The sequence below is a fragment of the Cupriavidus sp. CPT47-8839-RL05A genome, assembly GCF_058792255.1.
The window spans coordinates 178,219-202,663 of the sequence record NZ_JBYTEG010000008.1 but is presented as its reverse complement, the minus strand read 5'-3'; the positions used below and the strand labels follow the sequence as shown (position 1 = coordinate 202,663).

The following is a 24,445-nucleotide window of genomic DNA, read 5'->3' as shown; positions in this document are numbered from 1 at the left end:
AATCGGAGGCAATATGATCCGGACTTCCCGACGGCGCTGGCTCGCCGCGGCTGCCGCGGCCACGCTGGCCGTGGGCCTGGCCGCCTGCGGCGCCTTCCGCAACGAATACACCTTCTCGCAAAGCCAGCTGCAGGCGGCGCTGGAGCGCAAGTTTCCGTTCAACAAGCGCTATATGGAGTTGTTCGACATCCAGCTGGCCAACCCGCAGCTGACGCTGGACCCGGCGCGCAACCGCGTCAACGTGCAGTTTGACGCCGTGGTCGACAACAAGCTGTTCTTCAGCCGGGCCCTGTCAGGGCGTTTTGCGCTGGACAGCGGCCTGCGCTATGACGAGCCCACGCGCTCGGTGGTGCTGCAGGACCCCGAGGTGCAGCGCTTCGACGTGCAGGGCATGCCCGCGCAGTTTTCGCGCCAGCTCAACGCGCTGGGTGGCATCCTGGCCGAGCAGCTGCTGCAGGACTATCCGCTCTATACCTTCCGCGAAGACCAGTTGCGCGTTGCCGGCATGAATGTGGCACCCGGTACAATCACCGTTTTGCCTGACGGCATCAACGTCAAGATCAACCGCCCCTGACCGGGGCGCTCATATAACAATCCAGGCGGTCCGGCGCGCATGCCGGGCAACGCCCATGACCACGTTTCTCCGTTCCGCATGGAAATCGCACTTGCCCTGAAAGCCGTGATACTCGGCATCGTCGAAGGACTGACCGAGTTTCTCCCCATCTCCAGCACCGGCCACCTGATCCTGGCCGGCCAGCTGCTCGACTTCAACGACGAGAAGGGCAAGATCTTCGAAATCGTGATCCAGTTCGGCGCGATCCTGGCAGTCTGCTGGGAATTCCGCGCGCGCATCGGCAACGTGGTGCGCGGCCTGCACGCCGAGCCGCTGGCGCAACGCTTTGCCGCCAACGTGGTGATCGCCTCGGTGCCGGCCATCGTGCTGGCCTTTATTTTCGGCAAATGGATCAAGGCCCACCTGTTCAACCCGATCTCGGTGGCGCTGGCCTTTATCGTTGGCGGCGTGGTCATCCTGCTGGCCGAATGGCGCGACGCGCGCCGCGGCACGGTCTCGCATCCGCAGGGCAATGCGCTGCTGGAGGCCGCCAAGGCCGGCGCGCCGCGGATTGAATCGGTCGATGACCTGAACTGGCGCGATGCCCTCAAGGTCGGCCTGGCGCAATGCTTCGCGCTGGTGCCGGGCACCTCGCGCTCCGGTGCCACCATCATCGGCGGCATGCTGTTCGGGCTGTCGCGGCAGGTGGCCACCGAGTTCTCGTTCTTCCTGGCGATCCCGGTGATCTTCGGCGCCACCGTCTACGAGCTGTACAAGGCGCGCGCGCTGCTGAACGCCGACGACCTCGGCATCTTCGCGGTGGGTTTCGTCTTTGCCTTCCTGTCCGCCTTCCTGTGCGTGCGCTGGCTGCTGCGTTTCGTCGCCACGCATGACTTCAAGCCGTTTGCCTGGTACCGCATCGCCTTCGGCATCGTGGTGCTGGTTACCGCGTATTCCGGCCTGGTGTCCTGGCACGCCTGAGCGGGTTTGCCGCAGGCAACAAAAAAGCGTGGCAGCTGCCACGCTTTTTTGTTTCTCCGTCGCCAGCGCTCAGGCGCGCTTGCGAAAGACCACGTCCCACACGCCATGCCCGAGGCGCACGCCGCGCCGCTCGAACTTGGTCACGGGCCGGTAATCGGGCCGCTCGGCAAATCCGTCCGCAGCGGTCGAGGTGTTCTCCAGCAACGGCTCGCCCGACAGCACTTCCACCATCTGGTGCGCATACTCTTCCCAGTCGGTCGCGCAATGGATATAGCCGCCCGGCTTCAGCCGCGCGGCCAGCACCTTCACCAGCGGCGGCTGCACCAGCCGGCGCTTGTTGTGGCGCTTCTTGTGCCAGGGGTCGGGGAAGTAGATATGCACGCCGTCCAGGCAGTCATCGGTCAGCATATGCGCGATCACTTCCACCGCATCGTGCTGGAGGATCCGCACATTGGCCAGGCCGCGCTCGTCGATCAGCTTGAGCAGCGCGCCCACGCCGGGCTCATGCACCTCGCAGCCCAGGAAGTTGTCTTGCGGCCGCAGGCCGGCGATATGCGCGGTGGTCTCGCCCATGCCGAAGCCGATCTCAAGGATCGACGGCGCCTTGCGGCCAAATGTTGCCTCCCAGTCCAGTGGCTGCGGTGCGTACGGCACCATCATGCGCGGCCCGACTTCGTCGATGGCACGCTGCTGCCCGGTCGAGGTCCGCCCCGCGCGGCGCACGAACGAACGGATCCGGCGCGGATGCGCAACGCCTTCAGGATCGGCAGGAGAGGGAGCGGACGCTTGTCCGGCGCTGTCTACCGGCGCGGCGTCGTCAGCCGGCGTCGGTTCGGTGCTGGGGTCTTGGGGAAGCATGGCAACAAAAAAGCCGCCGGGCAGATCACCGTAATGGTGGCAAAGGCGGCTTGTCTCGACTGGAAGTGGAGCGGGCGATGGGAATCGAACGGACCCACATCACGGCGCGCAAGTTGTTGATTTAAAAGCACTACGGAAGCTTGGGCCGAATGCTCGTAGCAAGGTTTCGTAGCAGTCGAGCGCAATTCTACCTGATCGGAGCCCGATGCGGAGCCTTGGCCAACTTGCCTTCTGCGCGCAGTTGACAGGGCTGTTTGCCCGTAACCCCGCTGGGTAAAGTGCCAGGTAGCTAGAAGGGAATATCGTCCTCGAATCTAATTTCACCCGTATAGCCATAGTGATTTGTTAGTATTTCCTTGGTTGCCTTTATGGCGTTTGGTGAATTGAGGAATGGAAGATGTTTGTCGTCGGTAAAAACGTAAATTGTTTGTTTCTTGTTTTCATCGAGAGCAAACTGGGAGAATTTGAAGTCAAGCATTGCGCCTTTCTCTCTAATGTGCAGTGCGGAGAGTTTTTTGAATAGTGCTTGAGAGAATTCATCCTGGATAAGCGAATATCGCTTCTTGTCAGTGAGAATATCCTTATAAAATTCCTTGTTCTTCTCCTTCAATATCTCAAGATTGGCTTTGTGCAAGGCATCGTAGTCGGCAAGTAAGTTTTTGAATGCATTTGCCCGGCAGAAAGTAATTCTGGAAAAAATATCCCGCCTTTTGAGTATGTATCGGGAAATATATGGGATTTTGTCTATTTCTGATGCTGTTATCTCTTCGTCCTCGAAGTGTAAATCGATGAGCTCGGTGTCACATAAGGAAATTAGGTTAAATTGATATATTCTTGGTTTTTTTGGGGTTTTCGCTGAGCGTGCGGTCATCTCATATGCCTGAGCCTTCATGAGGGACATGACCGAGTTGAAAATGCTGGTGTCGCCAAGGGGTTTGCCAACTTCTTTCTGCTTGTTTGCAAACTGTGCTGGGCCATTGTTGACCTGCTTTTGCATCTCCTGGAAGGCGAAGATTTCTTTGGTGGGGCGGGCCAAGACATTAATGTTTCTCTCGGCGACTGCGGCATAGTATTCGGATGGCCAGTTGCTCTGACTGGTTATGTAATCCAGAGGTTTATGGTTTGTCCAAAAATGAGTCGGCTCCCATTCTGTGTTGGGGTCCTTAAAATCGGGGTTCCGGGTCAGCATCGCCCAAACGGCGTGCTCGCTTTTCTTGCAGCTTATCAGGATTGCTGTCCTGAGGTCGAATGCCTTAGTGGCTGCGGCCTTATAAGCAAGAATGTCTATTTCTCGTGGCTTTTCCTCGTCCTCATCCACGTAATATTTATTGCTTATAACTTGCCATTTATTTTCTTGTAGGGTTTTTACAATTTTGTATTCTAGGGGGAAGCCGGTTGCGCTAATGCCTTTGACAAATGGTTCTGTGTCCATGCCTTTTCTTTGTATTGATTGCTATCGGTTAAGTTTTATAGGTCTGCGGATTTGAATTGTTTGTTCATCGTGGGTCATTATTGAGTCGCCGATAATTTCAGTATCGTCGGATGAGAAACTCCATAGTCCTTCGCTAGTCCCCGTGCCGTCGCGCCGGCAGCCAGCTTGGCACGTATCTCGGCTTTTTGCTCATCGGTTAGCGAATTTCGCCGCCCTAGCTTCTTGCCTTCAGCCTTCGCGCGCGCAAGTCCGGCATGTGTCCGCTCAATGAGGATGTCCCGTTCAAATTGAGCGACTGCGGCCAGCACGGTCATGTGCAGCTTACCCGATGCGCTTGTCAGATCTACCCCCTTGAGGGCCAGGCAATGCACATGAACGCCGATCGCTGCCAGCCTATCGACAGTCGCCAGCACGTCCCCTGTATTACGCCCTAGCCGGTCCAGCTTGGTCACAACCAGGGTATCCCCTTCGTCCAACTTGTCCATTAGCTTTGAGAAGCCGGGGCGCTCAGAGGCGGGGACGCTCCCCGAGATGGTCTCGGCGATGATGTGCCGCGTCTGAATGGTGAAGCCAGCGGTCTGCGCTTCCAGAATCTGATTGTCCGTTGTCTGGTCGTCCGTCGAAACGCGAGCGTAGAGGAAAGTTCGGCTCATAGGCGCCACCAAGTAAGTGGTAATAAATGGTGGTAATTATCCTACTTGGTAAGAAAGTCGGTTGCAAGGAATTTATTACCGGTTAGCGCATGCCGCTCGTGCGGGTAGGAAACCGGACGATTTTTTACCGCCGCTCATGTTGCACTAGTGCAACTCAGTGCGCAAAAGTGATTCACTCGTGCTGCTTATGTGGTAAGGTTATCGTCATCGTAATTTCATAGGGTGTGGCTATGCCTACCGACAAGAAGCGCCTCAGTGTCACTCTGGACGATCCCACGGCAGAACTCCTGGCGTGGCTGTCCGCGCAGACCGGACTGTCCGAGTCTGGCATCATCAATCGCTTGCTCGGCGCTCACGTAGAGGAGCTGTGGGAATACCGGACTTGGCTTGAAAAGCAGGCGCAGGGCACGGCTAAACACGGTATGGGTTTGAACCTGCTGGTCTCGTATGGCCCGGAAGGGTTGGTGGACGGCATCAAGCGTCTTGATCCAGGCTATCAGACCATGGGCGAAGCCTTCGCGGCATCGATTCAGAGTGACGCGACCGGCGGGGGCAAGCAATGACCGTAATGATCCCTGAGAGCCTTTACCTCACCCCGAAGGGGGATGTAGTCGAGCAAACGCTGTCCGAGACAACCGTGTCCTATGAGGTCGATCTAGGCGGCGGGGCAACGCTCTACTTTGGAACCCGCTACGGCGCTCCGGTCTGGATCGTGGACAACCCTGCCGGGTTGAGTCCGATTTGGTATGACGAGACGGCATGACCACGTCTAGCCGGGTCACTCTAGAGGAGAGTGGCCTTCAGCCGTTGAGCTTGTTGTGGAGTGTCGATGCGGCCAGGTTGGACCGGGTGCGCGAAGCGCTAAAAGGGCTTGAACAGAACGAACTGATTCGCCGTTATCGAGAGCATGCGACCGGGCGCGGTGGCAATCGCGTCGCGGCGTATGTCATAGCGGAAGAACTGACTCGGCGCGGCGTGCCGCCATGTTTCCGTCTGCACTCCATTCGCTCAAAGCCCTTCAGTCTGAATCAGGAATCGGACCTGCTTGCCCATGACGTGCAATGGATCGTGCGCCAGCATCCCGACCAGATGAAGCGAGTGGATCGGCTCAGATGGAAGAGTGTCTTCACGGCAAGAAGCACGGGCGCATTCCTGTCCGCATGCGAGTTTCTGCACCACTTCGGAAACCGCTCAATGGGCGAAATCGCCAGAGGCTTGCGGCTCGATGACGACCAACAGTGGGATTGTGCGGTTCTGCGTTCCGACCACATCAACCGCATCGCCAGGACGACAGACGAGATGCGCGCAGGCGTAATGGAAGCACTGAAGGCATTCAGCGGCGACTATACAAGCATCGCCTACACAGAGGCCGATGCTCGGAAAACGCTCCTGCGTCGTCACCGGATTTGGCTGTGTTCGCGCATGTCTCGGAAGGGCAGGAAGGTCAGTCCCGCGAAGACCGCGATGCGCTATGAACAGATGACCGGCGATACCATGCCCCGCAACTTGGTGGCGAAGCATCTGGCAAAGGTCGAGACCGCCATCAAGAAATATCAAGCGGAGCGATTGTGTTAGTTACTTGCTCTATATGTGTTTTGGGGGAACATAGTTCCCCCATGCTTCTGTCACCCCTCGAAACCCAATGCTGGCGCGGGTTTCAGGGGGTGACAGAAATCCGCCGAAGGGGGGGTGACAACTCTCGAAGTTCCGTCACCCCCCTGCAACGCTTTTCGTCACCCCCTGATGCAGCGCTGCTTGCGCTGCATCATAGTCCCCAACTACGGCAACCAAACTGCAAGGAGCCATCAAATGCAACACCTGACCATTGAACAAGCAGCAGACTATCTTGAAGAGGCTGTCCTTCTAGAAGAGCCCATCCGCATCGCACACACCATCATCAACGTTGGCATCACTGCTGCCGGTCGCCGGTTTGTCCTGGTGAATGACTGTCATGGCAACGCCACGGTAAGCGAAGGGCTGTAGTAGGGCGGAAAGGTAAGGCCAGAGCTTTGCCTTTCCGTCTTACAGGTAAGTCACTACTGACTTAGTATGCCGGGTTGGGAGAGGGGTAGGAGTCTTAGAAAAAAACGACCTATACGACTCCTTACCATTCATCAACGGCTAGGTTTTTTGACGAAACCTTATAGGGCGCCGCTGGCGCTCTTCTTTCGGTCTAGCGCATCCTTGACCGCATCTAGGCCCGCCGCCACGTCAAAGGGGGCAATGTCGGGCAACCCCTCAAACGACAAGCGCTCAATGTAGGGTTTGAGCTTGTCAGGTGCGTGATCCTTTCGGTATCGCGTGCTGGACATTGTTTGGCCACGTGCGTGCCCGGTGAACTGATTTACGATAGGTTCAGGAACCTCTTCAGCAAATAGAGCGCTGATGAACGTGTGGCGGAAAGAGTGAAAGACCTTGCGGCCATTGCGCTTAATGCCACGCGCCTTCATGTATCTCGTGAACCACTGTGATGTCGGTTTGCCGTAGCCCTTCACCTTGTCGTGCAGCAATTCCGGGAACAGGCGCGTATGGCCGGCGTCGCGCAATGCTTGGACGTAGATTTCAAAGCCGAGTCGCAGCACGTCACTGTGAAGCGGCACGGATCGCATAGAGTCGTCGGTCTTGAGGGACTTGTCCTCTGGGGCATCGGCATCAAGCTTGTCAGCGCCGTCCAGGTTGAAATCGAGATACCAGGCGCCGGCTGCGGTCTTCCGCACGTCATCAAGGTAAAGCTGAGACAACTCGTTGATGCGAGCGCCGGTATAGAGGCCCAGCAGCGGCAGCCAGTAGTAGTGCGGGCAGAATGTCCGGTATGTGCCGCTCTTGGTCAGTTCGCCCCGTCCTGTTTTGAACCACTCGGCGTCGAAGACGCGCGTTAGGTCGTCAGGTGAAAAGGCGTCGCGCTGGTTCTTGGCCTGTGCGGCCTTGCTGCGCTTGGCAGCCATCGCCTTCGCAGGGTTCTCCGGCATGTAGCCGGATTCGACAGCCCAAGTCAGCATTTCCGAAAGGTTGCCGACAGCCCGGTCCACCGACGTTTGAGTCCTGGCCGAGAGGCCGAGCGATTCCGCCAGATCGGCCACTTGCCGTAAAGTCAGGTTCGCCCCGTGCTTGCGGCGGAACTGGTAGATGTCGGCTGGCAGGCGCCGCAATTGCTCCCGGTATCGCTCGATTAGGGGGCGGTCGATCTTTCCCAGCGCCGGATCATTCATGAGCGAGACGAAGGAGTCCGTCACGGTTTCCATCTTGCTCTGCTGATTAAGTTTCCAACGGCCTCCGTCAACCTTCGCCTTTACGAAGGCGGACACTAGTTCGCTCACCTTCATGCTGGCATGCTTGTGGCCCTGTGGGGCTGCTATGGTCCTGCTGGCGGCTTCCTTCGCTGCTTCAACTGCCTGCGGGGTCAGGTGCGCGCGTAGGGCGGCCCTGATGCGTTCTGCCGCGTCCTTGTGTATTGAGACTTGGGCGGCGGGGACGGTTGTATCTGGGTTTGATGTAAGAGCGGCTTTGCGGCGGCGGCTGTCCAGGAAGAACAGCCCTTCGCATACATGTCCAGTCCTGCCGATCTGTGCTGCGGCGCCTCGCCGGTCCGGCAACACTACATGCTTGCGTAGCGCGGTCTCAATGCCAATGGCTCTGGCTTCGTCGTAGCAGTAAGTGCCGTCCGTGCCGTCGGGAGTCAGCTTGCGAATGTCATCAACCACCACACAGGGCCAGCCATCGGCATAGACGTGTAAATCTTCGCCCAGATTCGCGGCCTCCTCAGCCAAGCGGGGCGCGGATAGTCCAATAGCGTCCGCTGCTGCCTCCAGCGATAGGAACCCTTCGCCACCAAGCAGGGGGCTGCCAACGTCCAGTTTCAATACGTCCATGCGATCGAGCTTCAGTAGGCGGGCTTTCCAATCCGCCAGGGTTTGAAACGCAAGGACTTGGGCTGGGGCAAGTTCGCGCAGCCCTGTCGAAACGTGAATCTCGCTACGACCAACGGCGTCGCGTAGGCGGGCAGGGATGCAGATACGGACAACATAGATACCGCTGGGTCGGCGGTAGAGATACCCTGATCTGACGGCCATACGGGCTACGCTTTCGTAGTAGCCTTGCGTGCCGCAGCCCCGGTAGCGGCCAAGTTCCTTGCGGAATCAAGCGCTTAGATGCAGTTTGGAGCGGGCGATGGGAATCGAACCCACGTCTTTAGCTTGGGAAGCTAAGGTAATAGCCATTATACGACGCCCGCGAACCCGAGATTCTATGCGGATTTCTGGCGCGGACGCAAGCCGCCAGCTGCGGTGCGGGCAAAATAAGTGCCTGTGCCAGCACTAACGTCCTTATCCGCTACCACGTCGAAATCGCCTGCGGCGTAAACTCCGGCATCCCGATACCAGCCGCCGCATCCGTCAACGGCTCGATTTCCACCGCGGGCCGCTCCGACCTTACCTGGCCGAAGATGGCCGCAAATGGTATGTCCGCGGCATCCCGGCCGGTGCCGATGCGAAGCAGCCCGGTGGGGATCGAGATGCCCGAAGGGTCCAGCAGGTACCAGCGGTGCGACAGGTAGACCTCCACGACCGCGTGGAAATCCGGTGCGCCCATGCCTGCGTCCGCGCCATAGTCGAGGCTGCTGGACATCCGTGCCGGGATGCTCAGCGCGCGGCACAGGGCGATCATCAGGTGGGCGAAATCCCTGCAGACGCCGGTGCGCTCCACGACGGTGTCGGCAGCCGAGGTGCGTTCGTTGGTGGAGCGCGACAGGAAGCGCACGTGATTGCGCACCCACTCGCGGATGGCGTAGACGCGCACATAGCCCCGCAGCATGCCGCCGAACTCGCGGCTGGCGAATTCCATCAGGCGGTCGGATTCGCAGTAGCGGCTTGGTGCCAGGTAGGGCAGGACATCGAAGGGCAGTTCGGCAACGGGCACTTCTGCCAGCCTGTCGCCGTCTTCCAGGTAGTGATCGATGTCGATGATCGCCTCATAGCGGATGCCGAGGCGGCCCCGGGGCGCGCGCAGCCTGAGCAGCCGGTTGGCCAGCACGGGATCGGTGTAGCGGGTGGTCTCGAGGCCGGGCGGCAGCGTCAGCTGCTCCGAGACGACGAACTGCCGGGGCGTGCGGGCGGCTTCGATATTGAGCAGGAAGTCCGCCATGGGATCCATGACCTCATAGGACAGGCTTACTGCGTACCTGAGGCGGTTCATCGGGTGATCAGCACTGGCTGGGGCCGGGGAAAGGCGGCCGGTTCCCTTGGGCCGGAAATGGCGGTGCATCCATTTCCAGTGTAGTGCGGCAGCCAGCCCGTGACCCGTCAGCGGCGCCGCGCGCGTGCCGGCGGTGCGCCGGTGTCCTGCCTTGTCACCGTTTCGAGGGCTTCGCGCAACCGGATCACGGCGGGCGGCGCCTCGATCTCCGCCGGGGTGATGAAGACCAGCCGGCCCGAGGCAAACGGTGTGCGCAGCCGCACTTCCCGCACCATCGACATGGCCTGGTAGTGGGCCAGCGCCGTGGCCGGCGCCACCGTCAGGAAGCCGCCGGCGGCGGTCATGGCCAGGTTGCTGTGGAACGAGGCCGATTCGATATGCGGAACGGGCGGCAGCTGGCCGGCGTCGAGGAAGGGCTGCTCGAACACGTCGCGCGTGTGGGTGCCGCGCGGCGGCAGGATCCAGGGGCCTTCATGCAGGTCCGCCAGCGCAACCTCGCGGCGCCGCGCCAACGCGTGGCCGGGGGCGCAGACCACGGCCAGGTATTCATCGCGCAGCGGGGTGATGTGGACTTTGGCCTTGAGCTGGTCGGTATCGTCTTTCTGCAGCCGGCCCACGATGCAGTCGAGTTCGCCTTCGCAAAGCATTGCGGTCAGGCCGCCGACGGTATGTTCGCGCACTGCCAGCCGCGGCAGCGCTTCCTGGGCCAGCAGCAGCGCGACCGCCTGCGGCAGCACGTCCACGCCCACCAGCGGCAGCATGCCCAGCCGGACCAGCGGTACCTCCGGGCGCGCCTGCAGCGCCTCGCCGGCGGCGTCGATCACGCCCAGCACCACGCGCAGCCGCTCCAGCGCGCGTTCGCCCGCGGGACTCAGCCGCCCGCCGCGCGTGGTGCGTTCAATCAGCTTGCAGCCGAAGGCGTGCTCCAGCTCCTGCAGCATCTTGGTGACCGCGGGCTGGCTGATATGCAGCGCTTCGCCGGCCGCGGTCAGCGAGCCGCTGCGCGCCACCAGGTCGAGCAGGCGCAGGTGCCGGATGCGCAGCCGGTCGATCCGGTTGGGAGAAGGGGTGGCGGCGCTCGGGCGCGTAGGGGAGGCGGGACTCATAACAAAGCGTGATGGCTCCATCAAAACTGGATAATTGTTTCGAATGGCCCGGCGCCGGACAATCGGGGCAAACCATGGAGGAGACATGCGATGCATGCCAACGTCGGGCGCCGCCTGCTGCTGAAGTCCCTGCTGGCGCTGCCGGCCGCTGCCGCGCTGGGCAGGGCCGGTGCGGCCAGTCCCTATCCCAACCGGCCGATCCGGCTGGTGGTGCCCTACGCCGCCGGCGGCGGTCCGGATATCCAGACCCGCAAGCTGGCTGAGTTGCTTGCGCGCGCGCTCGGCCAGCCGGTGGTGGTCGAGAACAAGGTCGGTGCAGGCGGCATCCTGGCCGCGGAGTTTGTCGCGCAGCAGCCGGCGGATGGCTACACGCTGATGCTGGGTGCCTCGACCCATGTCACGCAGAAGCTGCTGCAGCCCGGCGCAAAGTTCGACCCGATGGCGTTCACCCACGTCATCCGCGTTGGCGTCAGCCCGGCGGTGCTGGTGGTCAGCGCCAGCTCGCCGTACCGGAACGTGGCCGACCTGGTCGCCGCGGCGCGCCGCGCGCCCGGCACGCTGAACTACGCCTCGGGCGGGATCGGCTCGGCCGCGCATGTGTCGGGTGCGGCGTTTGCGTCGGCCACCGGCATCGACGTGGTGCATGTGCCGTACAAGGGCTCGGTCGAGATCGTGCCAGCGCTGATCAAGGGCGACACGCAGTTCGGTTTCCCGGTGGCGGCGACGGCGATTCCGCAGATCGCCAGCGGCAAGGCGCGGGCCCTGGCGGTGACCTCGGCCAGCCGCGCCGCGGTGCTGCCGCAGGTGCCTACGCTGAATGAGGCGCTGGGCCGCAAGGATCTCGATCTCGATGCATGGAGCGGCATCTGGGCGCCGCCGCATCTGCCCGCGCCGATCGTGGCGCGGCTGCATGCCGCGGTGATGCAGGCGCTGGCTGATCCCGGCCTGCGCCGGCTCTATGCCGAGATGGGCGCGGTGCTTGCGCCGACGCCCACGCCTGAAGCCTTCTCGCGGCTGGTGGCCGACGAGACCACCCGCATCCGCCAGGTTATCGACAAGAACCGCATCACCATCGAATAGGCCATCCCATGACCCTCGCTCCACAACCGGACTTTGCCCCGCTGGCCGGCATCAGCGTGCTGGATTTCTCGCACGTGATCGCCGGGCCGTTTGCCACCTTCCTGCTGTCCCAGTTGGGCGCACAGGTCACCAAGGTCGAGAGCGCCGGCGGTGGCGACGTGATGCGCCGCGCGGGCAAGGGGCATGCCGCTTTTGTCGCGCTCAATGCGGGCAAGTCGTCGCTGGCGCTCGACCTGTCGGATGAGGCCGGGCGCGAACACGCGCTGGAACTGGCCGGCCGCTGCGACGTCTTCGTCGACAACCTGCGGCCGGGCGTGCTCGAGCGTTTCGGGCTGGGCTATGAAGCCGTGCGCGCGCGCAATCCGCGCGTGGTCTATTGCAGCATCTCGGGCTTTGGCCGCGGTGCGGCGCGGTGGCATGGCCGGCCTGCCTACGACCACGTGGTGCAGGCCGCCACCGGCATGGCCTGGATGGCCGGCACCGAGGGCGATCCGCCGATGAAGACCGGCTTCCCGGTGATCGACTCGGCCACCGGCATGCTGGCCGCCTTTGCCATCCTGGCCGGCGTGCGCGAGAGCGAACGCACGGGGCGGGGCATGCTGCTCGACGTATCGATGGCCACCGCCGGCCTGCAACTGATGTATCCGATGACATGCGATGCCATGACCACCGGCGGCGTGCCGGCGCGGCAGGGCAACCAGGGCTATTCGGGCAGCCCGTCGGCCGATTTCTTCCGCACGCAGGATGGCTGGCTGGCAATCGGCGCGAATACGCCGAAGCAGTTGCTGGCGCTGCTTGACGCACTCGGGCTGGGCGGGCTTGCGCAGGATCCAGCCTTGTTCGAGACGCCGCTGGATGCCGGCGCCTTGCCTGCCTTCGTGCGCTCGCTCGATCCGGCCGCGCTCAAGCGGGCGATTGCGGGCGCGGTGGCGGTGGGCACCGCGGAGCAGCTGGAATTGCGCCTCAGCGCGCTGGGGATCCCGGCGGCCCGCCTGCGCAATATTGCTGAGTTTGCGGGGGAGTCGATGGCCAATGGCAGCCTGCGGCCGGTGGCGCTGCAGGAAGGGGAGACCGCGGTGCTGTCGCCGGGGCTGGGCTTCCAGGTCTATCGCCCGGTATGACACCCGGCGGCGTATAGTTGCTGGCACGATGGCGCACGGTTGTGTGCCGCCATCGCTTCAACTCGCAACGTCAGGACGCCGCCACCTTGACCACCGATTTCTTCGCCCGCTTTGAAGCGGAATGCCTGCCGCGCATCGCCGCCGCGATTGGCCAGCATGACCGGCGCGTGCAACTCCAGTCCCTGCCCGCCGAAGCCCCCGGCCGGCCGCCGCGCCTGCGCGTGACCGGGGATGGCCCGCCGGACCTGCGGCGCCACCCTTATGCGCTGGATATCACGCTGGCGTGGGACGGGCTGGAGGTGCAACGGCTGTTTGCCGCAGGGGGCGAGACGCGCTTTGCCGGTTACCTGGCGGCGTTGCCGGCCAAGCTGCGCGCCTGGCAGGAGCCGCGCGGGATCGACTTCCGCTCGCTGTCGCAGGCTGACCCGGCGATCCTGATCGGCGGGCTGGATTTCGAGCACTGAGCCCGATGCACTGACTCAGCCAGCCACCCGCAGCCGGCATATCGCGCTTTCCGTTTGCCCCGGCTCGATCCAGCGCAGCCCCTGGCCGTGGTGGATCGCATCGGGCAGGCCTACCCACGGTTCCACGCAATAGAAGTCAGAGGTTTCGGTTTCGGCCCAGGTCGTCACGGCATGCCATGGCGCGCTGCCGGCGAGGTCGAGTTCGAACGTGACGCGGCGGTCCGGCATCGCCAGCGCGGCGGACGGGCTGTCGCGCAAGACGTGGAACGTGTCCTGCAGGCGTGCGTCGTCCAGCCGATAAGTCGTCTCGCCCGGCTCTGCGGGCCCGGGGCTGCCATCGGGTAGCTGGCGCATGCGTTCCGTGCCCGGCAATGCCAGCGACGCCGCGGCACGTTGCGCGTGCGGCAGCGCGAAATAGAAATGGTGGCCGGGATAGCAGGGCAGGCGTTGCGCGCCGGTATTGGTGGTGCGCAGCGTGACTTCGAGGCCGTCGGGCAGCAGGCGGTAGATGGCGTCGAAGACAAAGGCAAAGGGGTAGCCGGCGCGCGTTGCATCGCTGTCGCGCAGCGTCATCGTGATCGCGCCTTGCGCGTCGACGGCGCTGACGTCGAAGGGCAGGTCGCGCGCAAAGCCGTGCTGCGCCAGCGTGTGCACCGTCCCTTGTCCGTCGCGCCACTGCCCGGGACTGCCATCGGCAAAATGCCGGCCGATAAACGGAAACAGCAGCGGGTTGCCGCCGCGGACCTTGGCCGGGCGGGACCAGTCGGCAGCGTCCGGCCAGTAGAGGATGTCCTGGCCGCGGTGCACCCAGCGGACCAGCCGCCCGCCGTGTTGCGGGGCGAGCAGCAGGAACGTGTCGGCAGCGCCGACCCGGACCAGTGGCTGGCCCTGGAAGTCTTGTGTCGGAAGCAATGGCATGTTGATTGTTGGTGCCGCGCCGTTCGCGTGCCGCCTGGCGCAGCTGCCATGATAAGCCAGGCCAGCGCGCTGGCTGCGGCCGTCCTAACTGCTGGTGTAGATGGTGTTGCGCACCAGCGGGTACACCTGCGTTTCCCACCGCCTGCCATTGAACACCCCATAGTGCCCGACCCCGGTCTGCACATGATGCATGCGCATGTAGGGGCGCAGGCTGGCGCACAGGTCCTGCGCCGCCACGGTCTGGCCGATGGCGCAGATATCGTCGCGTTCGCCCTCCACGGTGAGCAGGGCGGTGCGGTGGATGGCGTGCGTGCGGACACGGCGTCCGCTCACGTCAAGCAGGCCCTGGGCCAGCAGGAAGCGCTGGAATACCAGGCTGACGGTTTCCAGGTAGAACTCCGCGGTCAGGTCCATGGTGGCGAAGTACTCGATGTAGAAGTCGCGGATGGCATCGGCCTTGTCGTGCTCGCCGCGCTCGCGCAGGGCGTAGAGCTCGCGCAGCGCCTGTTCGTGCCGCTCCGGGTTCATGCTCATGAAGGCCAGCAGCTGCACATGGCCCGGGTAGACGCGCCGCATCGCGCCGGCAAAGCGCAGCGGCACCATGCCGATCAGGGTGCGCTCGAACCATTCGAGGGATTGGCTCATGGCCAGCGCGTTGACCTTGGTCGGGTTGACGCGCGCGTCGATGGGGCCGGCCATCAGCGTCAGGCTGGGCGGCTGGGCGGGGTCCCCGTCCTCGGCCATGAGTGCCGCTGCCGCCAGCGCCGCCACGGTAGGCTGGCAAATCGCCACCAGATGCGTGCCGCCGCCCAGCGTCTGCAGGAAGCCGATCAGGTGCTGCACGAATTCGTCGAAACCGAAGCGCCCGGCCAGCAGCGGAATGTCGCGGGGGTTGTGCCAGTCGGTGAGATAGACGTCGTGGTCGGCCAGCATGGTCTGGACCGTGCCGCGCAGCAGCGTGGCGAAGTGGCCGGACATCGGCGCCACCAGCAGCACGCGCGGCTGGCCGACGATGCCGTGGCGGCGGAAGTGCAGCAGCGAGCAGAACGGCGTGCGCGCGACGACTTCCTCGGTGACCGGCACCGGCTGGCCGCCGACGGTAGCGTGGTCGATGCCGAAGGCCGGCCGGTGGTGCGTGAGCCGCACCAGCGCGATGAGCTCGCAGGCGGCACGCAGGCGGGGCACCGCGTCGAAACCACCGGACCTGGGATTTGCCGCCAGCGTCGCGGCAGCCAGCTCCGCCAGCGTGCAGGCCGGCAGTATCATGTCCGCGTAGATCTGGTAGGCGTGGTACAGCATGGCTCGGTCCCCGCTATTCTGGCTCTTGCAAGCCGCAATATGCATGCCATCAGTTTATGCCTGGCACGCGCCTTGCGCTTTGTGCTGTGAGCGGGCGGACCATGCCGCGCAAGTAGCGAGGCATGCGCCTGGCGCATGGGCATGACGCCGCTTCGCGGCGCGTTGCGCGCAGCGGCTTCAGACTGGTGCCTGCCGGATGCACTGCATAGGTGCGCGGCCACGGGCGGCAACAAGCAGTAAAGGAGGCGCGATGTCCAAGACCACACTCACCATCAGCAGCAAGACCTATTCCTCATGGTCGCTGCGCGGCTGGCTGCTGGCGCGCTTTGCCGGCCTGGAATTCGAAGAAGTGCTGGTGCCGCCGGACGACGCCGCGGCGCGTGCGGAAATCCTGCTGCTGTCCCCGTCGATCCTGGTGCCGTGCCTGCGCCACCACGGCGTGACGGTGTGGGACACGCTGGCAATCGCCGAATACCTGAATGAAATCCACCCCAAGGCTGGCCTGCTGCCGGAAGACCGCGCCGCGCGTGCCCACTGCCGCGCCATCTGCGGCGAGATGCATTCCGGGTTTGCCGCGATGCGTTCGGCGCTGCCGATGAACCTGAAGGGGCATTTCCCCGGGATGAAGGTATGGTCGCGTGCGCAGGCGGACATCGATCGCATCACGGCGATCTGGACCGAATGCCTGACGCGCTATGGCGGGCCGTACCTGTTCGGCACGCGCACCATGGCCGACGCCATGTACGCGCCGGTGGTGACGCGCTTTGTCACCTATGGCGTGATGCTCGATCCCGTGCCGGTTGCCTACTGCAAGCAGATCCTGTCGATGCCGGAACTGCAGGAGTGGATCGCGGCGGCGCGCGAGGAACCCGACGAAATCAGCGAGCTGGATGTGGAGTTCTGATGTCCTCGCTGGCAACCGCCGCGTCCGCCGGCGCTACGCCGTGGCGGAGTCGGCCTGCCGTGCTTTCAGGAAGCGTGCGGCGTAGTCGAAGTACCAGTCGAGCGTGTCCGGGTTGGCCATCGCATCGCGGTTGGCGATGCCCTGCGGCGCATGGCCGAGCAGCAGCTTCTTGATCGGCACCTCCATCTTCTTGCCCGACAGCGTGCGCGGCACGCCGGGCACCTGCACGATCTCGTTGGGCACGTGGCGCGAGGACAGCGCGTCGCGGATGCGCGCGCGCAGGGTGTCGCGCAGCGCATCATCCAGCACCAGGCCTTCGCGCAGCACCACGAACAGCGGCATATAGGATTCGCGGCCCAGGTATTCCAGGTCGACCACCATGCTGTCGAGCACCTCCGGCAGGTCTTCCACCACGCGGTACAGCTCGCTGGTGCCCATGCGGATGCCGTGGCGGTTGATGGTGGCGTCCGAGCGCCCGTAGATCACAGCGCCGCCGCGCTTTGTGATCTTGAGCCAGTCGCCATGCCGCCAGACGCCGGGATAGGTGTCGAAATAGCTGTCGCGATAGCGCTTGCCGTCGGTGTCGCCCCACAGGTAGAGCGGCATCGACGGCATCGGCTCGGTGCAGACCAGTTCGCCCACCGCGTCGAGCAGCGGCTGGCCGTGGTCGTCGAAGGCCTCCACCCTGGCGCCCAGGCAGCGGCACTGCATCTCGCCGGAATAGACCGGCAGCAGCGGGCAGCCGGCGACGAACGAGCCGGCAAAGTCGGTGCCGCCCGACATCGGCACCAGCCAGATGTCTTCGCGCACATGGCGGTAGATCCAGTCGTAGGCCTCGACCGGCAGCGGCGAGCCGGTCGAGCCGAGCCCGCGCAGGCGCGACACGTCGGCGATGCGCGCCGGCTCGATGCCGGCCTTCATGCAGTTGGTGAAGAAGGCCGCGCCGGCGCCGAACATGGTCACGCCGGCATCGTCGACGAAGCGCCACAGCACGCCGGCATCCGGAAAAGCCGGGTTGCCGTCATACAGCGCGATGGTGGTGCCCAGCAGCAGCCCGGCCACCTGCGCGTTCCACATGATCCAGCCGCTGCTGCTGTACCAGTGGAAGACATCGTCCGGGCCCAGGTTGTTATGGAAGGCCATCAGCTTGAGCTGCTCGATGACGATGCCGCCATGACCATGCACGATCGGCTTGGGCATGCCGGTGGTGCCGGACGAATAGACGATCCAGAGCGGGTGGTCGAACGGCACCGGCTCGATCGCCAGCGGCACGTCGTGCGCCAGCACCTCCTGCCAGGCATGGGTGCGCACGCCAGCGGGCGGCGCCGCATTGCTGCCGACCTGTGGCACGAGCACGAGATCGGTCAGCGAGGGCAGGGTGGCGACCAGGTCTGCCACCACCGGGGCCCGGTCGTAGACCTTGCCGCCATAGCGGTAGCCATCGACGGCTATCAGCACCTTGGGCTCGATCTGGCGGAAGCGGTCGATCACTGCCACCTGGCCCATGTCGGGCGCGCAGCCCGACCACACCGCGCCGAGGCTGGCGGTGGCGAGGAAGGCGACGATGGTGGCGGGGATATTGGGCAGGTAGCCGGCGACACGGTCACCGCGCTGCACACCCATCTGGCGCAGCGCATGCGCCAGCGACGCGACCTGGGCTTCGAGGGTGGCCCAGCTCACTTCGGCCAGCGGCTGCGCTTCGCCGGCATAACGGATCGCGGCGCGCTGGCGGGCGCTGCCGGTGCCGGCATGGCGGAATACCTGCTGCACGTAGTTCAGCGTCGCGCCTTCGAACCAGCGCGCGCCCGGCATAGTGTGGCGGTCCAGCACCTGCGTGGCGGGCGTGTCGAAATGCACGTCGAAATACGCGCGCACGGCATCCCAGAAGGCTTCCAGCTCGGTGACCGACCACTGCCACAGGCTGTCGTAGTCGTCAAAGGCCAGGCTGCGCTCGGCGCGCAGCCAGCCCATGAAGGCGGCGATCTGGCTGCTGTCGCGGAACGCCTCGGACGGCGTCCACATCAGGTTGCCTTCGGTGAGCGGGGCGGCGGTCGTCATGTCTCCTCCTTGCGCCCGTCTGTCGCGGGCATGGGATGGTCCGATGGTCGTTCCGGGGGCGCTTGGGGCGACACCCGGCATCAGCCTGACATGATAACGGGGGACGGGCGCGGTTGCCCGTCAGCGGTTCATCAGCGGTTGGCGGGGCGCTCGAACAGCGTTTCCCACATGGTGTCGACCTTTGCCTTGACGGCCGCATCCATTGAGATCGGCGTGCCCCATTCCCGCGTGGTCTCGCCCGGCCACTTGTCGGTCGCGTCGATGCCCATCTTGGAGCCCAGGCCCGACACCGGCGAGGCGAAGTCCAGGTAATCGATCGGCGTGTTGTCGACCAGCACCGTGTCGCGGCTGGGGTCGACCCGGGTGGTGATGGCCCAGATCACTTCCTTCCAGTCGCGCACGTCGACATCGTCATCGACCACCACGATGAACTTCGTATACATGAACTGCCGCAGGAAGCTCCACACGCCGAACATCACGCGCTTGGCATGGCCGGCGTACTGCTTCTTCATGCGCACCAGCGCCATGCGGTAGCTGCAGCCCTCGGGCGGCAGGTAGAAGTCGGTGATCTCCGGGAACTGCTTCTGCAGCAGCGGCACGAACACCTCGTTCAGCGCCACGCCCAGCACGGCGGGCTCGTCGGGCGGCTTGCCGGTGTAGGTGGAGTGGTAGATCGGGTCGCGCCGCATGGTGATGCGGTCGATGGTGAACACCGGGAACCAGTCCTGCTCGTTGTAATAGCCGGTGTGGTCGCCGAACGGGCCTTCCAGCGCATGCTGGTAGCCGGACGGGTGGTTCGGGTCGGGCTGGATATGGCCTTCGAGCACGATCTCGGCAGAAGCCGGCACGCTCAGCTCGGACAGCGTCGGCGTGAGGCAGCCGGCCAGCGCGGTGCGGCTGCCGCGCAGCAGGCCGGCGAACTGGTACTCGGACAGCGTATCGGGCACCGGCGTCACCGCGCCCAGGATGGTGGCGGGGTCGGCGCCCAGCGCCACCGCGATCGGGAAGGGCTTGCCGGGATTGGCCAGCGCATGCTCGCGGAAATCCAGCGCGCCGCCGCGGTGCGCGAGCCAGCGCATGATGACCTGGTTGCGGCCGATCACCTGCTGGCGGTAGATGCCCAGGTTCTGGCGCTTCTTGTGCGGGCCCTTGGTCACCACCAGGCCCCAGGTGATCAGCGGCGCGGCGTCGCCCGGCCAGCAGGTCTGGATCGGCAGGCGCGCCAGGTCGACGTCGTTGCCTTCCCACACCACCTCCTGGCAGGCCGGGCTGCTGACGCGCTTTGGTGCCATGTCCCACACAGATTTGGCCAGCGTGAACAGCTTGCCGGCCTCGCGCAGGCCGCGCGGCGGTTCCGGTTCCTTCAGTGCCGACAAGACCCGGCCGATGTCGCGCAGGTCCTCCATCGATTCGGCGCCCATGCCAAGTGCGACTCTGTGTGTCGTGCCGAACAGATTGGCCAGCACGGGGACGCTATAGATACCTCCATCGGTGCTGGCTCCGGAAGGTTTCTCAAAAAGGACCGCGGGGCCTCCGGCGCGCAGCAGCCGGTCGCAGACTTCGGTCATTTCCAGGTTGGGCGCGACCGGCCGGGCGATGCGCCGCAGCTCGCCCATGCCTTCGAGTTGGCCGATGAAGTCGCGCAAGTCTTTGTATTGCATAGTGAATTCTGTTGTGGTGCGGGGCTGGGGGAAAGCCTCTGCAAGGCGGCGTCGAAGTCGGTGACGATACACATTCACCGGCGCCGCGGCAAAAAAATCATCAAAATCAAGCCACGCAAATTGTAAGTTTTTTGTCGCTGACAGCGTACTTTTCCGGGCGACCAGCCAAGGCCACGCCTGCGTTTGCGGGCAATCGGGTGATCCGATGGCGACATGGCAACCATTGTTACAAATAACTGTAAGTAGTAGAAATCGAAATTATTATTCTTGACGGGATATAACACCGTTCCTACAATCCGGTCTTGCTCCATGGAGTGTTGCGTCGCAACATGGATTTTCCCCCTGTGTCAAGGGGTGCACATAAAGAAAATGTGCCAGAAAGTCCCTCCAGCAAGGACCGATGTATGGACCCGAAGCAAAGCGGGCCGACCGGTCGCCTCCGGCGACTTGCCGGAGCGTAGTGAGTTTAGTCGTGGCAGGGTGCGCTCCCCCAGAGCGTAGCCTGTTTCCAGTTGGGCGCACGGGGAGCGCCTGCCAACAGATGCTTGGTCGTCACTGCTGGACGGCGCGGCATCCTTACTTGAGTACGTTGAGATCGGGCGCGTGCCGCAGTCGGGCGCGCGAAGCGGGCAACGGATGGAGGTAAGCATGAGCGGTTGGAAAACCCTTCATCTTCCCGGCATCGGGCGGGCCTTGCAGGTCCGTCTCCGACAGCCGGTACCCGGAGTGAGTCGGGCATTGCAGGTCCGTCTTGCGCATCCGGTCGCGGGCCGCGCGTTGCGCGGTGGCCGCACAACGCTGAAGTACGCCCTGAACAGCCTGGGCGTGGTCGCGGTCGTTTCGGCCGTGTCGCTGTCGCTGAGCCAGGAATGGCGCACCACGCTGGCCGCGCTGCTGGCGGGTGACGAAGCGCCCGCGGTGCTGGTTGGCGCCGCCATGCCGGCCGCGCCTGCCGTGGCCAGCACTGCCGTGCCGCCGCATTCGGCGGACGTCGCCGCGGCCAAGCTTGCCTTTGGCAAGGCCGGCCTGCCGACGGTGTCGGGCGTGGACGAATGGAGCCTGGCGGCATCCGCCAAGGTGCCGTCGGTCGCGCACCTCGCCGCGCGGATCCCGGTCACGCGCGTGGCGCAAGACGCCCGCAGCACCGCCACGCTGGGCAGCGCGCGCGAGCAGGCGGCCGTGGCCGACTATATCGCCCGCAAGTACCGCGTGGCGGCGCAGGCCACCGCGCAGCTGGTGAAGGCGGCCTACCTGACCGGCCGCGAGGTCGGCATCGACCCGCTGCTGATCCTGGGCGTGATCGCGATCGAGTCCAGCTTCAACCCGTACGCTGAAAGCGGCGTGGGAGCGCAGGGCCTGATGCAGGTCATGACCAAGGTCCACCAGGACAAGTACGAGGCCGTAGGCGGCGTTGCCGCGGCACTGAACCCGTACGCCAATATCAAGATCGGCGCGCTGGTGCTCAAGGACTGCATCGCCCGCGCCGGCTCGATCGAAGGCGGCCTGAAGTATTACGTCGGTGCCACCACGGCTACCGATGGCGGCTACGGCGCCAAGGTGCTGGCCGAGCGTGCCCGCCTGCGCCAGCTGCTGGGCGTGCGCAACGCGCCCGCCAACGCCGACAAGCCGGTCGAGGTCAAGGCCCCGGCCGAGCAGCTGGCCCCGACCGAGAAGCTGGAAGCGAACAACGGTCCGCACAACGCCTGAGCTCGGAACGGTACCGCCAATCAGAAAAGCACCCCGCGGGGTGCTTTTCTTTTGCCTGCTTCAGCCGCGGCAGAGGCCGGTCAGCGGAACAGCTTGCCGAGGCGCGCCATCGCCTCCTCGATATTCTCGCGCGAGGTCGCGTACGAGATCCGGATGTAGTCCTTCGCAGTATGCGGGCCGAAATCCTGCCCCGGCACCATGACCACGCCCGCATCGTGCAGCATTGCCTGCGTCAGCCGGTCGGCATCGCCGGCGGCGGGGTGGTTGACGCCGCGGCAGTCCGCGTAGACATAGAAGGCGCCGTCCGGGCGCACCGGCACGCGCAGGCCAAGGGCCTCCAGCGCTGGCACGATCAGGTCGCGGCGGCGGCGGAACTCGGCCTTGCGTTCGTCGTAGATCGCCAGGGCCTCGGGGGTAAAGCAGGCCAGCGCAGCGTACTGCGCCACGGCCGACGCGCAGATGAACAGGTTCTGCGCGACCTTCTCGAAGGCTTCCACCAGCGCCTCCGGCACCACCAGCCAGCCCAGGCGCCAGCCCGTCATGTTGAAGTACTTGGAGAAGCTGTTCACCGTGACCACGTTCTCGTCCAGGCTCAGTGCCGAGACCGGCGGGGCGTCATAGGACAGGCCCTGGTAGATCTCGTCGAGGATGGCAAAGCCGTTGCGCGCGCGCACGGCCTGCAGGATGCGGGCGAGCTCGTCGGGCAGGATCGAGGTGCCGGTGGGGTTGGAGGGCGATGCCAGCAGCACGCCGCGGGTCTGCTCGCCCCAGTTGGCCTCGACCTGCGCGGCGGTCAGCTGGAAGCGCTCGGCCGGCCCGCTCGGGATCATGCGCGCGGCGCCGTCGAAGGCGGCGACGAAGTGCCGGTTGCAGGGGTAGCTGGGGTCGGGCATCAGCACCTCGGCGCCGATCTCGACCAGCACCGCGCACGCCAGCAGCAGCGCGCCCGAGGCGCCGGCCGTGACGATCACGCGCCGGGCCGGGATATCCAGCCCGTAGGCCGTCTTGTAATAGCCCGCGATGGCCTCGCGCAGCGGATGGATGCCGAGCGCACCGGTGTACTGCGTCACGCCGCGGCGCATGGCGGCTTCGGCTGCGCGCACCACCGGCTCGGCGGCGGTGAAATCCGGCTCGCCGATGCCCATGTGCACAATGTGGCGTCCGGCGCGCTCCAGCGCGGCGGCCTGCTTGGCCAGCTCCATCACGTGGAAGGCGTCGATATTGGCGAGGCGGGAGGCGGTGGCCAGGCGCTGCATGTCCATGGTGGTCCGGGACGGGCCTGGGGCCCGTTCAGCAAGAGGGTAGGTAGGAATGAAAACACCCGCCGGGGCGGGTGCCGTCCTCATCACTGCCGGCGCAAGCCAGCCGTGATGGCGTGGGCCGGCCCGCGGGCGGCTCAGTTGGCAACTCAGCGGCGCGCCGCGACCTCGGCCGCGCGCACCTGGGCGGCAAGCTTGTCCAGCACGCCGTTGACGTACTTGTAGCCTTCGACGCCGCCAAAGGTCTTGGTCAGCTCGACGGCTTCGTTGATCACGACCTTGTACGGGATGTCGAGGCAGTGCACCAGCTCATAGCTGCCGACCAGCAGGGCGGCACGCTCCACCGGCGACAGTTCTTCGACCTTGCGGTCCAGGAACGGCTCGAAGGCGGCGGTCAGGCGGGCTTCCTCGCGTACGGCGCCGTTGAGGAGCGCGTCGAAGTGCTCGCGGTCGGCCTTGTTGAAGCCTTGCGCATCATGCAGGTGAGCCTGGATCGCCCCGATGTCATTGCGGTTCAGCAGCCACTGGTACAGCCCTTGCAGCGCCAGCTCGCGCGAGCGGCGGCGCGCGCTCTTGGGCGGTGCCTTGGCCTCGGTGCGGGCTGCGGCGGGCTTGCCGCCGGCTGCCTTGACGCCGTCGTTGTCGGGGGTGTTCGACGTATCACTCATCGTCGTCCTCGTCTTCATCTTCCTGGCCGCGCAGCGAATCGAGCGCGGCGACCAGGTTGGCCATCTCCACCGCGGCGCGGGCGCAGTCGCGGCCCTTCTCGCGGGTGCGGGCGTGGGCCTGCTCGTCGGTATCCACGGTCAGGATGCCATTGGCGATCGGCACATTGAAGTCCAGGCCGACGCGGGTGATGCCGGCGCCCGACTCGTTCGAGACCAGCTCGAAGTGGTAGGTCTCGCCGCGCACCACGGCGCCCAGGGCGACCAGGGCGTCGAACTGGCCGCTCTCGCACATCTTCTGCAGCGCCAGCGGGATTTCCAGCGCGCCGGGGACGGTCACCACCAGGGTGTCTTCGCCCTCGACGCCGAGCTTTTCCAGCTCGGCCACGCAGGCTTCGAGCAGTTCGGCGCAGACCGGCTCGTTGAAGCGGGCCTGCACGATGCCGATACGCAGGCCTTCACCGTCGAGGTTGCTGGGGTAGAAGCCGTGATCCATTGTTCAGTTCTCCAGTTTTCGGGGGCGGCAACGGCGCTGG

General features: G+C 64.5%; 24 protein-coding genes, 1 tRNA gene and 1 pseudogene. 11 read left to right on the top strand and 15 right to left on the bottom strand.

What is annotated here, in order from left to right; genetic code table 11:
* Nucleotides 1–13: 13 nt before the first annotated feature.
* Both AC3WVS_RS12140 and AC3WVS_RS12135 read left to right on the top strand, forming a co-directional pair.
* Nucleotides 14–574, top strand: coding sequence for a DUF1439 domain-containing protein (locus tag AC3WVS_RS12140; RefSeq protein WP_492318828.1), 561 nt, complete (start codon nucleotides 14–16; stop codon nucleotides 572–574).
* Between the two features lie 78 nt (nucleotides 575–652).
* Nucleotides 653–1,534 (top strand): undecaprenyl-diphosphate phosphatase, encoded by an 882-nt coding sequence (locus AC3WVS_RS12135; protein ID WP_492318888.1) that lies wholly within the window; start codon nucleotides 653–655, stop codon nucleotides 1,532–1,534.
* Between the two features lie 69 nt (nucleotides 1,535–1,603).
* On the opposite strand, the gene trmB is transcribed toward AC3WVS_RS12135, so the two are convergent.
* From trmB to AC3WVS_RS12120, 3 genes are all read right to left on the bottom strand, one after another.
* The gene (gene trmB / locus AC3WVS_RS12130) at nucleotides 1,604–2,392 is read right to left on the bottom strand and encodes a tRNA (guanosine(46)-N7)-methyltransferase TrmB (RefSeq protein ID WP_492318827.1); all 789 of its coding nucleotides are present in this window, start codon (nucleotides 2,390–2,392) and stop codon (nucleotides 1,604–1,606) included.
* A gap of 289 nt (nucleotides 2,393–2,681) precedes the next feature.
* Nucleotides 2,682–3,824, bottom strand: a complete 1,143-nt coding sequence (locus tag AC3WVS_RS12125; protein WP_492318826.1) for a hypothetical protein — start codon at nucleotides 3,822–3,824, stop codon at nucleotides 2,682–2,684.
* Nucleotides 3,825–3,901: 77 nt separating this feature from the next.
* Nucleotides 3,902–4,477: a recombinase family protein gene (locus AC3WVS_RS12120; protein ID WP_492318825.1), complete on the bottom strand. Its 576-nt coding sequence runs from the start codon at nucleotides 4,475–4,477 to the stop codon at nucleotides 3,902–3,904.
* Between the two features lie 230 nt (nucleotides 4,478–4,707).
* Here AC3WVS_RS12120 and AC3WVS_RS12115 point away from each other — a divergent pair, with 230 nt between their 5' ends.
* The 4 genes from AC3WVS_RS12115 (at nucleotide 4,708) to AC3WVS_RS12100 (ending at nucleotide 6,460) form a co-directional block, all read left to right on the top strand.
* Nucleotides 4,708–5,040: a hypothetical protein gene (locus AC3WVS_RS12115; protein WP_492318824.1), complete on the top strand. Its 333-nt coding sequence runs from the start codon at nucleotides 4,708–4,710 to the stop codon at nucleotides 5,038–5,040.
* Complete coding sequence (locus AC3WVS_RS12110; RefSeq protein ID WP_492318823.1) at nucleotides 5,037–5,240, top strand: hypothetical protein; 204 nt, start codon at nucleotides 5,037–5,039, stop codon at nucleotides 5,238–5,240. Before AC3WVS_RS12115 ends, AC3WVS_RS12110 begins: the two co-directional genes overlap by 4 nt.
* Complete coding sequence (locus AC3WVS_RS12105; protein ID WP_492318822.1) at nucleotides 5,237–6,052, top strand: hypothetical protein; 816 nt, start codon at nucleotides 5,237–5,239, stop codon at nucleotides 6,050–6,052. Before AC3WVS_RS12110 ends, AC3WVS_RS12105 begins: the two co-directional genes overlap by 4 nt.
* 234 nt (nucleotides 6,053–6,286) lie before the next feature.
* Nucleotides 6,287–6,460 (top strand): hypothetical protein, encoded by a 174-nt coding sequence (locus AC3WVS_RS12100; RefSeq protein ID WP_492318821.1) that lies wholly within the window; start codon nucleotides 6,287–6,289, stop codon nucleotides 6,458–6,460.
* A 158-nt stretch (nucleotides 6,461–6,618) separates the two neighbouring features.
* Here the strand turns inward: AC3WVS_RS12100 and AC3WVS_RS12095 are convergent, their stop codons facing one another.
* The 5 genes and pseudogenes from AC3WVS_RS12095 to AC3WVS_RS12075 form a co-directional block, all read right to left on the bottom strand.
* Entirely contained in the window at nucleotides 6,619–8,346 is a 1,728-nt protein-coding gene (locus AC3WVS_RS12095; RefSeq protein WP_492318887.1) for a site-specific integrase, read from the bottom strand.
* A gap of 30 nt (nucleotides 8,347–8,376) precedes the next feature.
* Nucleotides 8,377–8,547, bottom strand: a pseudogene (locus AC3WVS_RS12090) (DUF6538 domain-containing protein); the annotation flags it as partial.
* An 86-nt stretch (nucleotides 8,548–8,633) separates the two neighbouring features.
* Nucleotides 8,634–8,708: transfer RNA gene (locus tag AC3WVS_RS12085), tRNA-Gly, on the bottom strand.
* A gap of 98 nt (nucleotides 8,709–8,806) precedes the next feature.
* On the bottom strand, nucleotides 8,807–9,667 hold the full coding sequence (locus tag AC3WVS_RS12080; RefSeq protein ID WP_492318820.1) for a transglutaminase-like domain-containing protein: 861 nt from the start codon (nucleotides 9,665–9,667) through the stop codon (nucleotides 8,807–8,809).
* Nucleotides 9,668–9,774: 107 nt separating this feature from the next.
* Nucleotides 9,775–10,773 carry a LysR family transcriptional regulator gene (locus AC3WVS_RS12075; protein WP_492318819.1) on the bottom strand — a complete coding sequence of 333 codons (999 nt, stop codon included), beginning with the start codon at nucleotides 10,771–10,773 and terminating at the stop codon, nucleotides 9,775–9,777.
* Between the two features lie 90 nt (nucleotides 10,774–10,863).
* Between AC3WVS_RS12075 and AC3WVS_RS12070 the strand changes: the two genes are divergently transcribed.
* The 3 genes from AC3WVS_RS12070 to AC3WVS_RS12060 all read left to right on the top strand — a co-directional run bounded on the left by AC3WVS_RS12070 (nucleotide 10,864) and on the right by AC3WVS_RS12060 (nucleotide 13,438).
* On the top strand, nucleotides 10,864–11,853 hold the full coding sequence (locus tag AC3WVS_RS12070; RefSeq protein WP_492318818.1) for a tripartite tricarboxylate transporter substrate binding protein: 990 nt from the start codon (nucleotides 10,864–10,866) through the stop codon (nucleotides 11,851–11,853).
* An 8-nt stretch (nucleotides 11,854–11,861) separates the two neighbouring features.
* Complete coding sequence (locus AC3WVS_RS12065; RefSeq protein WP_492318817.1) at nucleotides 11,862–12,974, top strand: CoA transferase; 1,113 nt, start codon at nucleotides 11,862–11,864, stop codon at nucleotides 12,972–12,974.
* Between the two features lie 86 nt (nucleotides 12,975–13,060).
* Nucleotides 13,061–13,438, top strand: coding sequence for a DUF5594 family protein (locus AC3WVS_RS12060; protein ID WP_492318816.1), 378 nt, complete (start codon nucleotides 13,061–13,063; stop codon nucleotides 13,436–13,438).
* 15 nt (nucleotides 13,439–13,453) lie between these two features.
* On the opposite strand, the gene AC3WVS_RS12055 is transcribed toward AC3WVS_RS12060, so the two are convergent.
* Together AC3WVS_RS12055 and AC3WVS_RS12050 are read right to left on the bottom strand one after the other, a co-directional pair.
* A complete protein-coding gene (locus tag AC3WVS_RS12055; RefSeq protein ID WP_492318815.1) occupies nucleotides 13,454–14,356 on the bottom strand; it encodes an aldose epimerase family protein in 903 nt (300 codons plus the stop codon).
* Between the two features lie 84 nt (nucleotides 14,357–14,440).
* Nucleotides 14,441–15,655 (bottom strand): polyhydroxyalkanoate depolymerase, encoded by a 1,215-nt coding sequence (locus tag AC3WVS_RS12050; protein ID WP_492318814.1) that lies wholly within the window; start codon nucleotides 15,653–15,655, stop codon nucleotides 14,441–14,443.
* A 250-nt stretch (nucleotides 15,656–15,905) separates the two neighbouring features.
* Here AC3WVS_RS12050 and AC3WVS_RS12045 point away from each other — a divergent pair, with 250 nt between their 5' ends.
* A complete protein-coding gene (locus tag AC3WVS_RS12045) occupies nucleotides 15,906–16,559 on the top strand; it encodes a glutathione S-transferase family protein (RefSeq protein ID WP_018311213.1) in 654 nt (217 codons plus the stop codon).
* A 33-nt stretch (nucleotides 16,560–16,592) separates the two neighbouring features.
* Here AC3WVS_RS12045 and AC3WVS_RS12040 read toward each other — a convergent pair whose 3' ends face one another.
* Together AC3WVS_RS12040 and ubiD are read right to left on the bottom strand one after the other, a co-directional pair.
* A complete protein-coding gene (locus AC3WVS_RS12040; protein ID WP_492318813.1) occupies nucleotides 16,593–18,617 on the bottom strand; it encodes an acetoacetate--CoA ligase in 2,025 nt (674 codons plus the stop codon).
* Between the two features lie 131 nt (nucleotides 18,618–18,748).
* Nucleotides 18,749–20,278 (bottom strand): 4-hydroxy-3-polyprenylbenzoate decarboxylase, encoded by a 1,530-nt coding sequence (gene ubiD / locus AC3WVS_RS12035; protein ID WP_456804338.1) that lies wholly within the window; start codon nucleotides 20,276–20,278, stop codon nucleotides 18,749–18,751.
* Nucleotides 20,279–20,926: 648 nt separating this feature from the next.
* Between ubiD and AC3WVS_RS12030 the strand changes: the two genes are divergently transcribed.
* On the top strand, nucleotides 20,927–21,985 hold the full coding sequence (locus AC3WVS_RS12030; RefSeq protein ID WP_492318812.1) for a lytic transglycosylase domain-containing protein: 1,059 nt from the start codon (nucleotides 20,927–20,929) through the stop codon (nucleotides 21,983–21,985).
* Between the two features lie 80 nt (nucleotides 21,986–22,065).
* On the opposite strand, the gene AC3WVS_RS12025 is transcribed toward AC3WVS_RS12030, so the two are convergent.
* The 3 genes from AC3WVS_RS12025 to ribH all read right to left on the bottom strand — a co-directional run bounded on the left by AC3WVS_RS12025 (nucleotide 22,066) and on the right by ribH (nucleotide 24,405).
* Nucleotides 22,066–23,247, bottom strand: a complete 1,182-nt coding sequence (locus AC3WVS_RS12025) for a pyridoxal phosphate-dependent aminotransferase (protein WP_492318811.1) — start codon at nucleotides 23,245–23,247, stop codon at nucleotides 22,066–22,068.
* Between the two features lie 146 nt (nucleotides 23,248–23,393).
* A complete protein-coding gene (gene nusB / locus AC3WVS_RS12020; RefSeq protein ID WP_492318810.1) occupies nucleotides 23,394–23,912 on the bottom strand; it encodes a transcription antitermination factor NusB in 519 nt (172 codons plus the stop codon).
* Entirely contained in the window at nucleotides 23,905–24,405 is a 501-nt protein-coding gene (gene ribH, locus AC3WVS_RS12015) for a 6,7-dimethyl-8-ribityllumazine synthase (RefSeq protein WP_010813763.1), read from the bottom strand. The genes nusB and ribH overlap by 8 nt, the downstream gene beginning before the upstream one ends.
* Nucleotides 24,406–24,445: the final 40 nt, after the last annotated feature.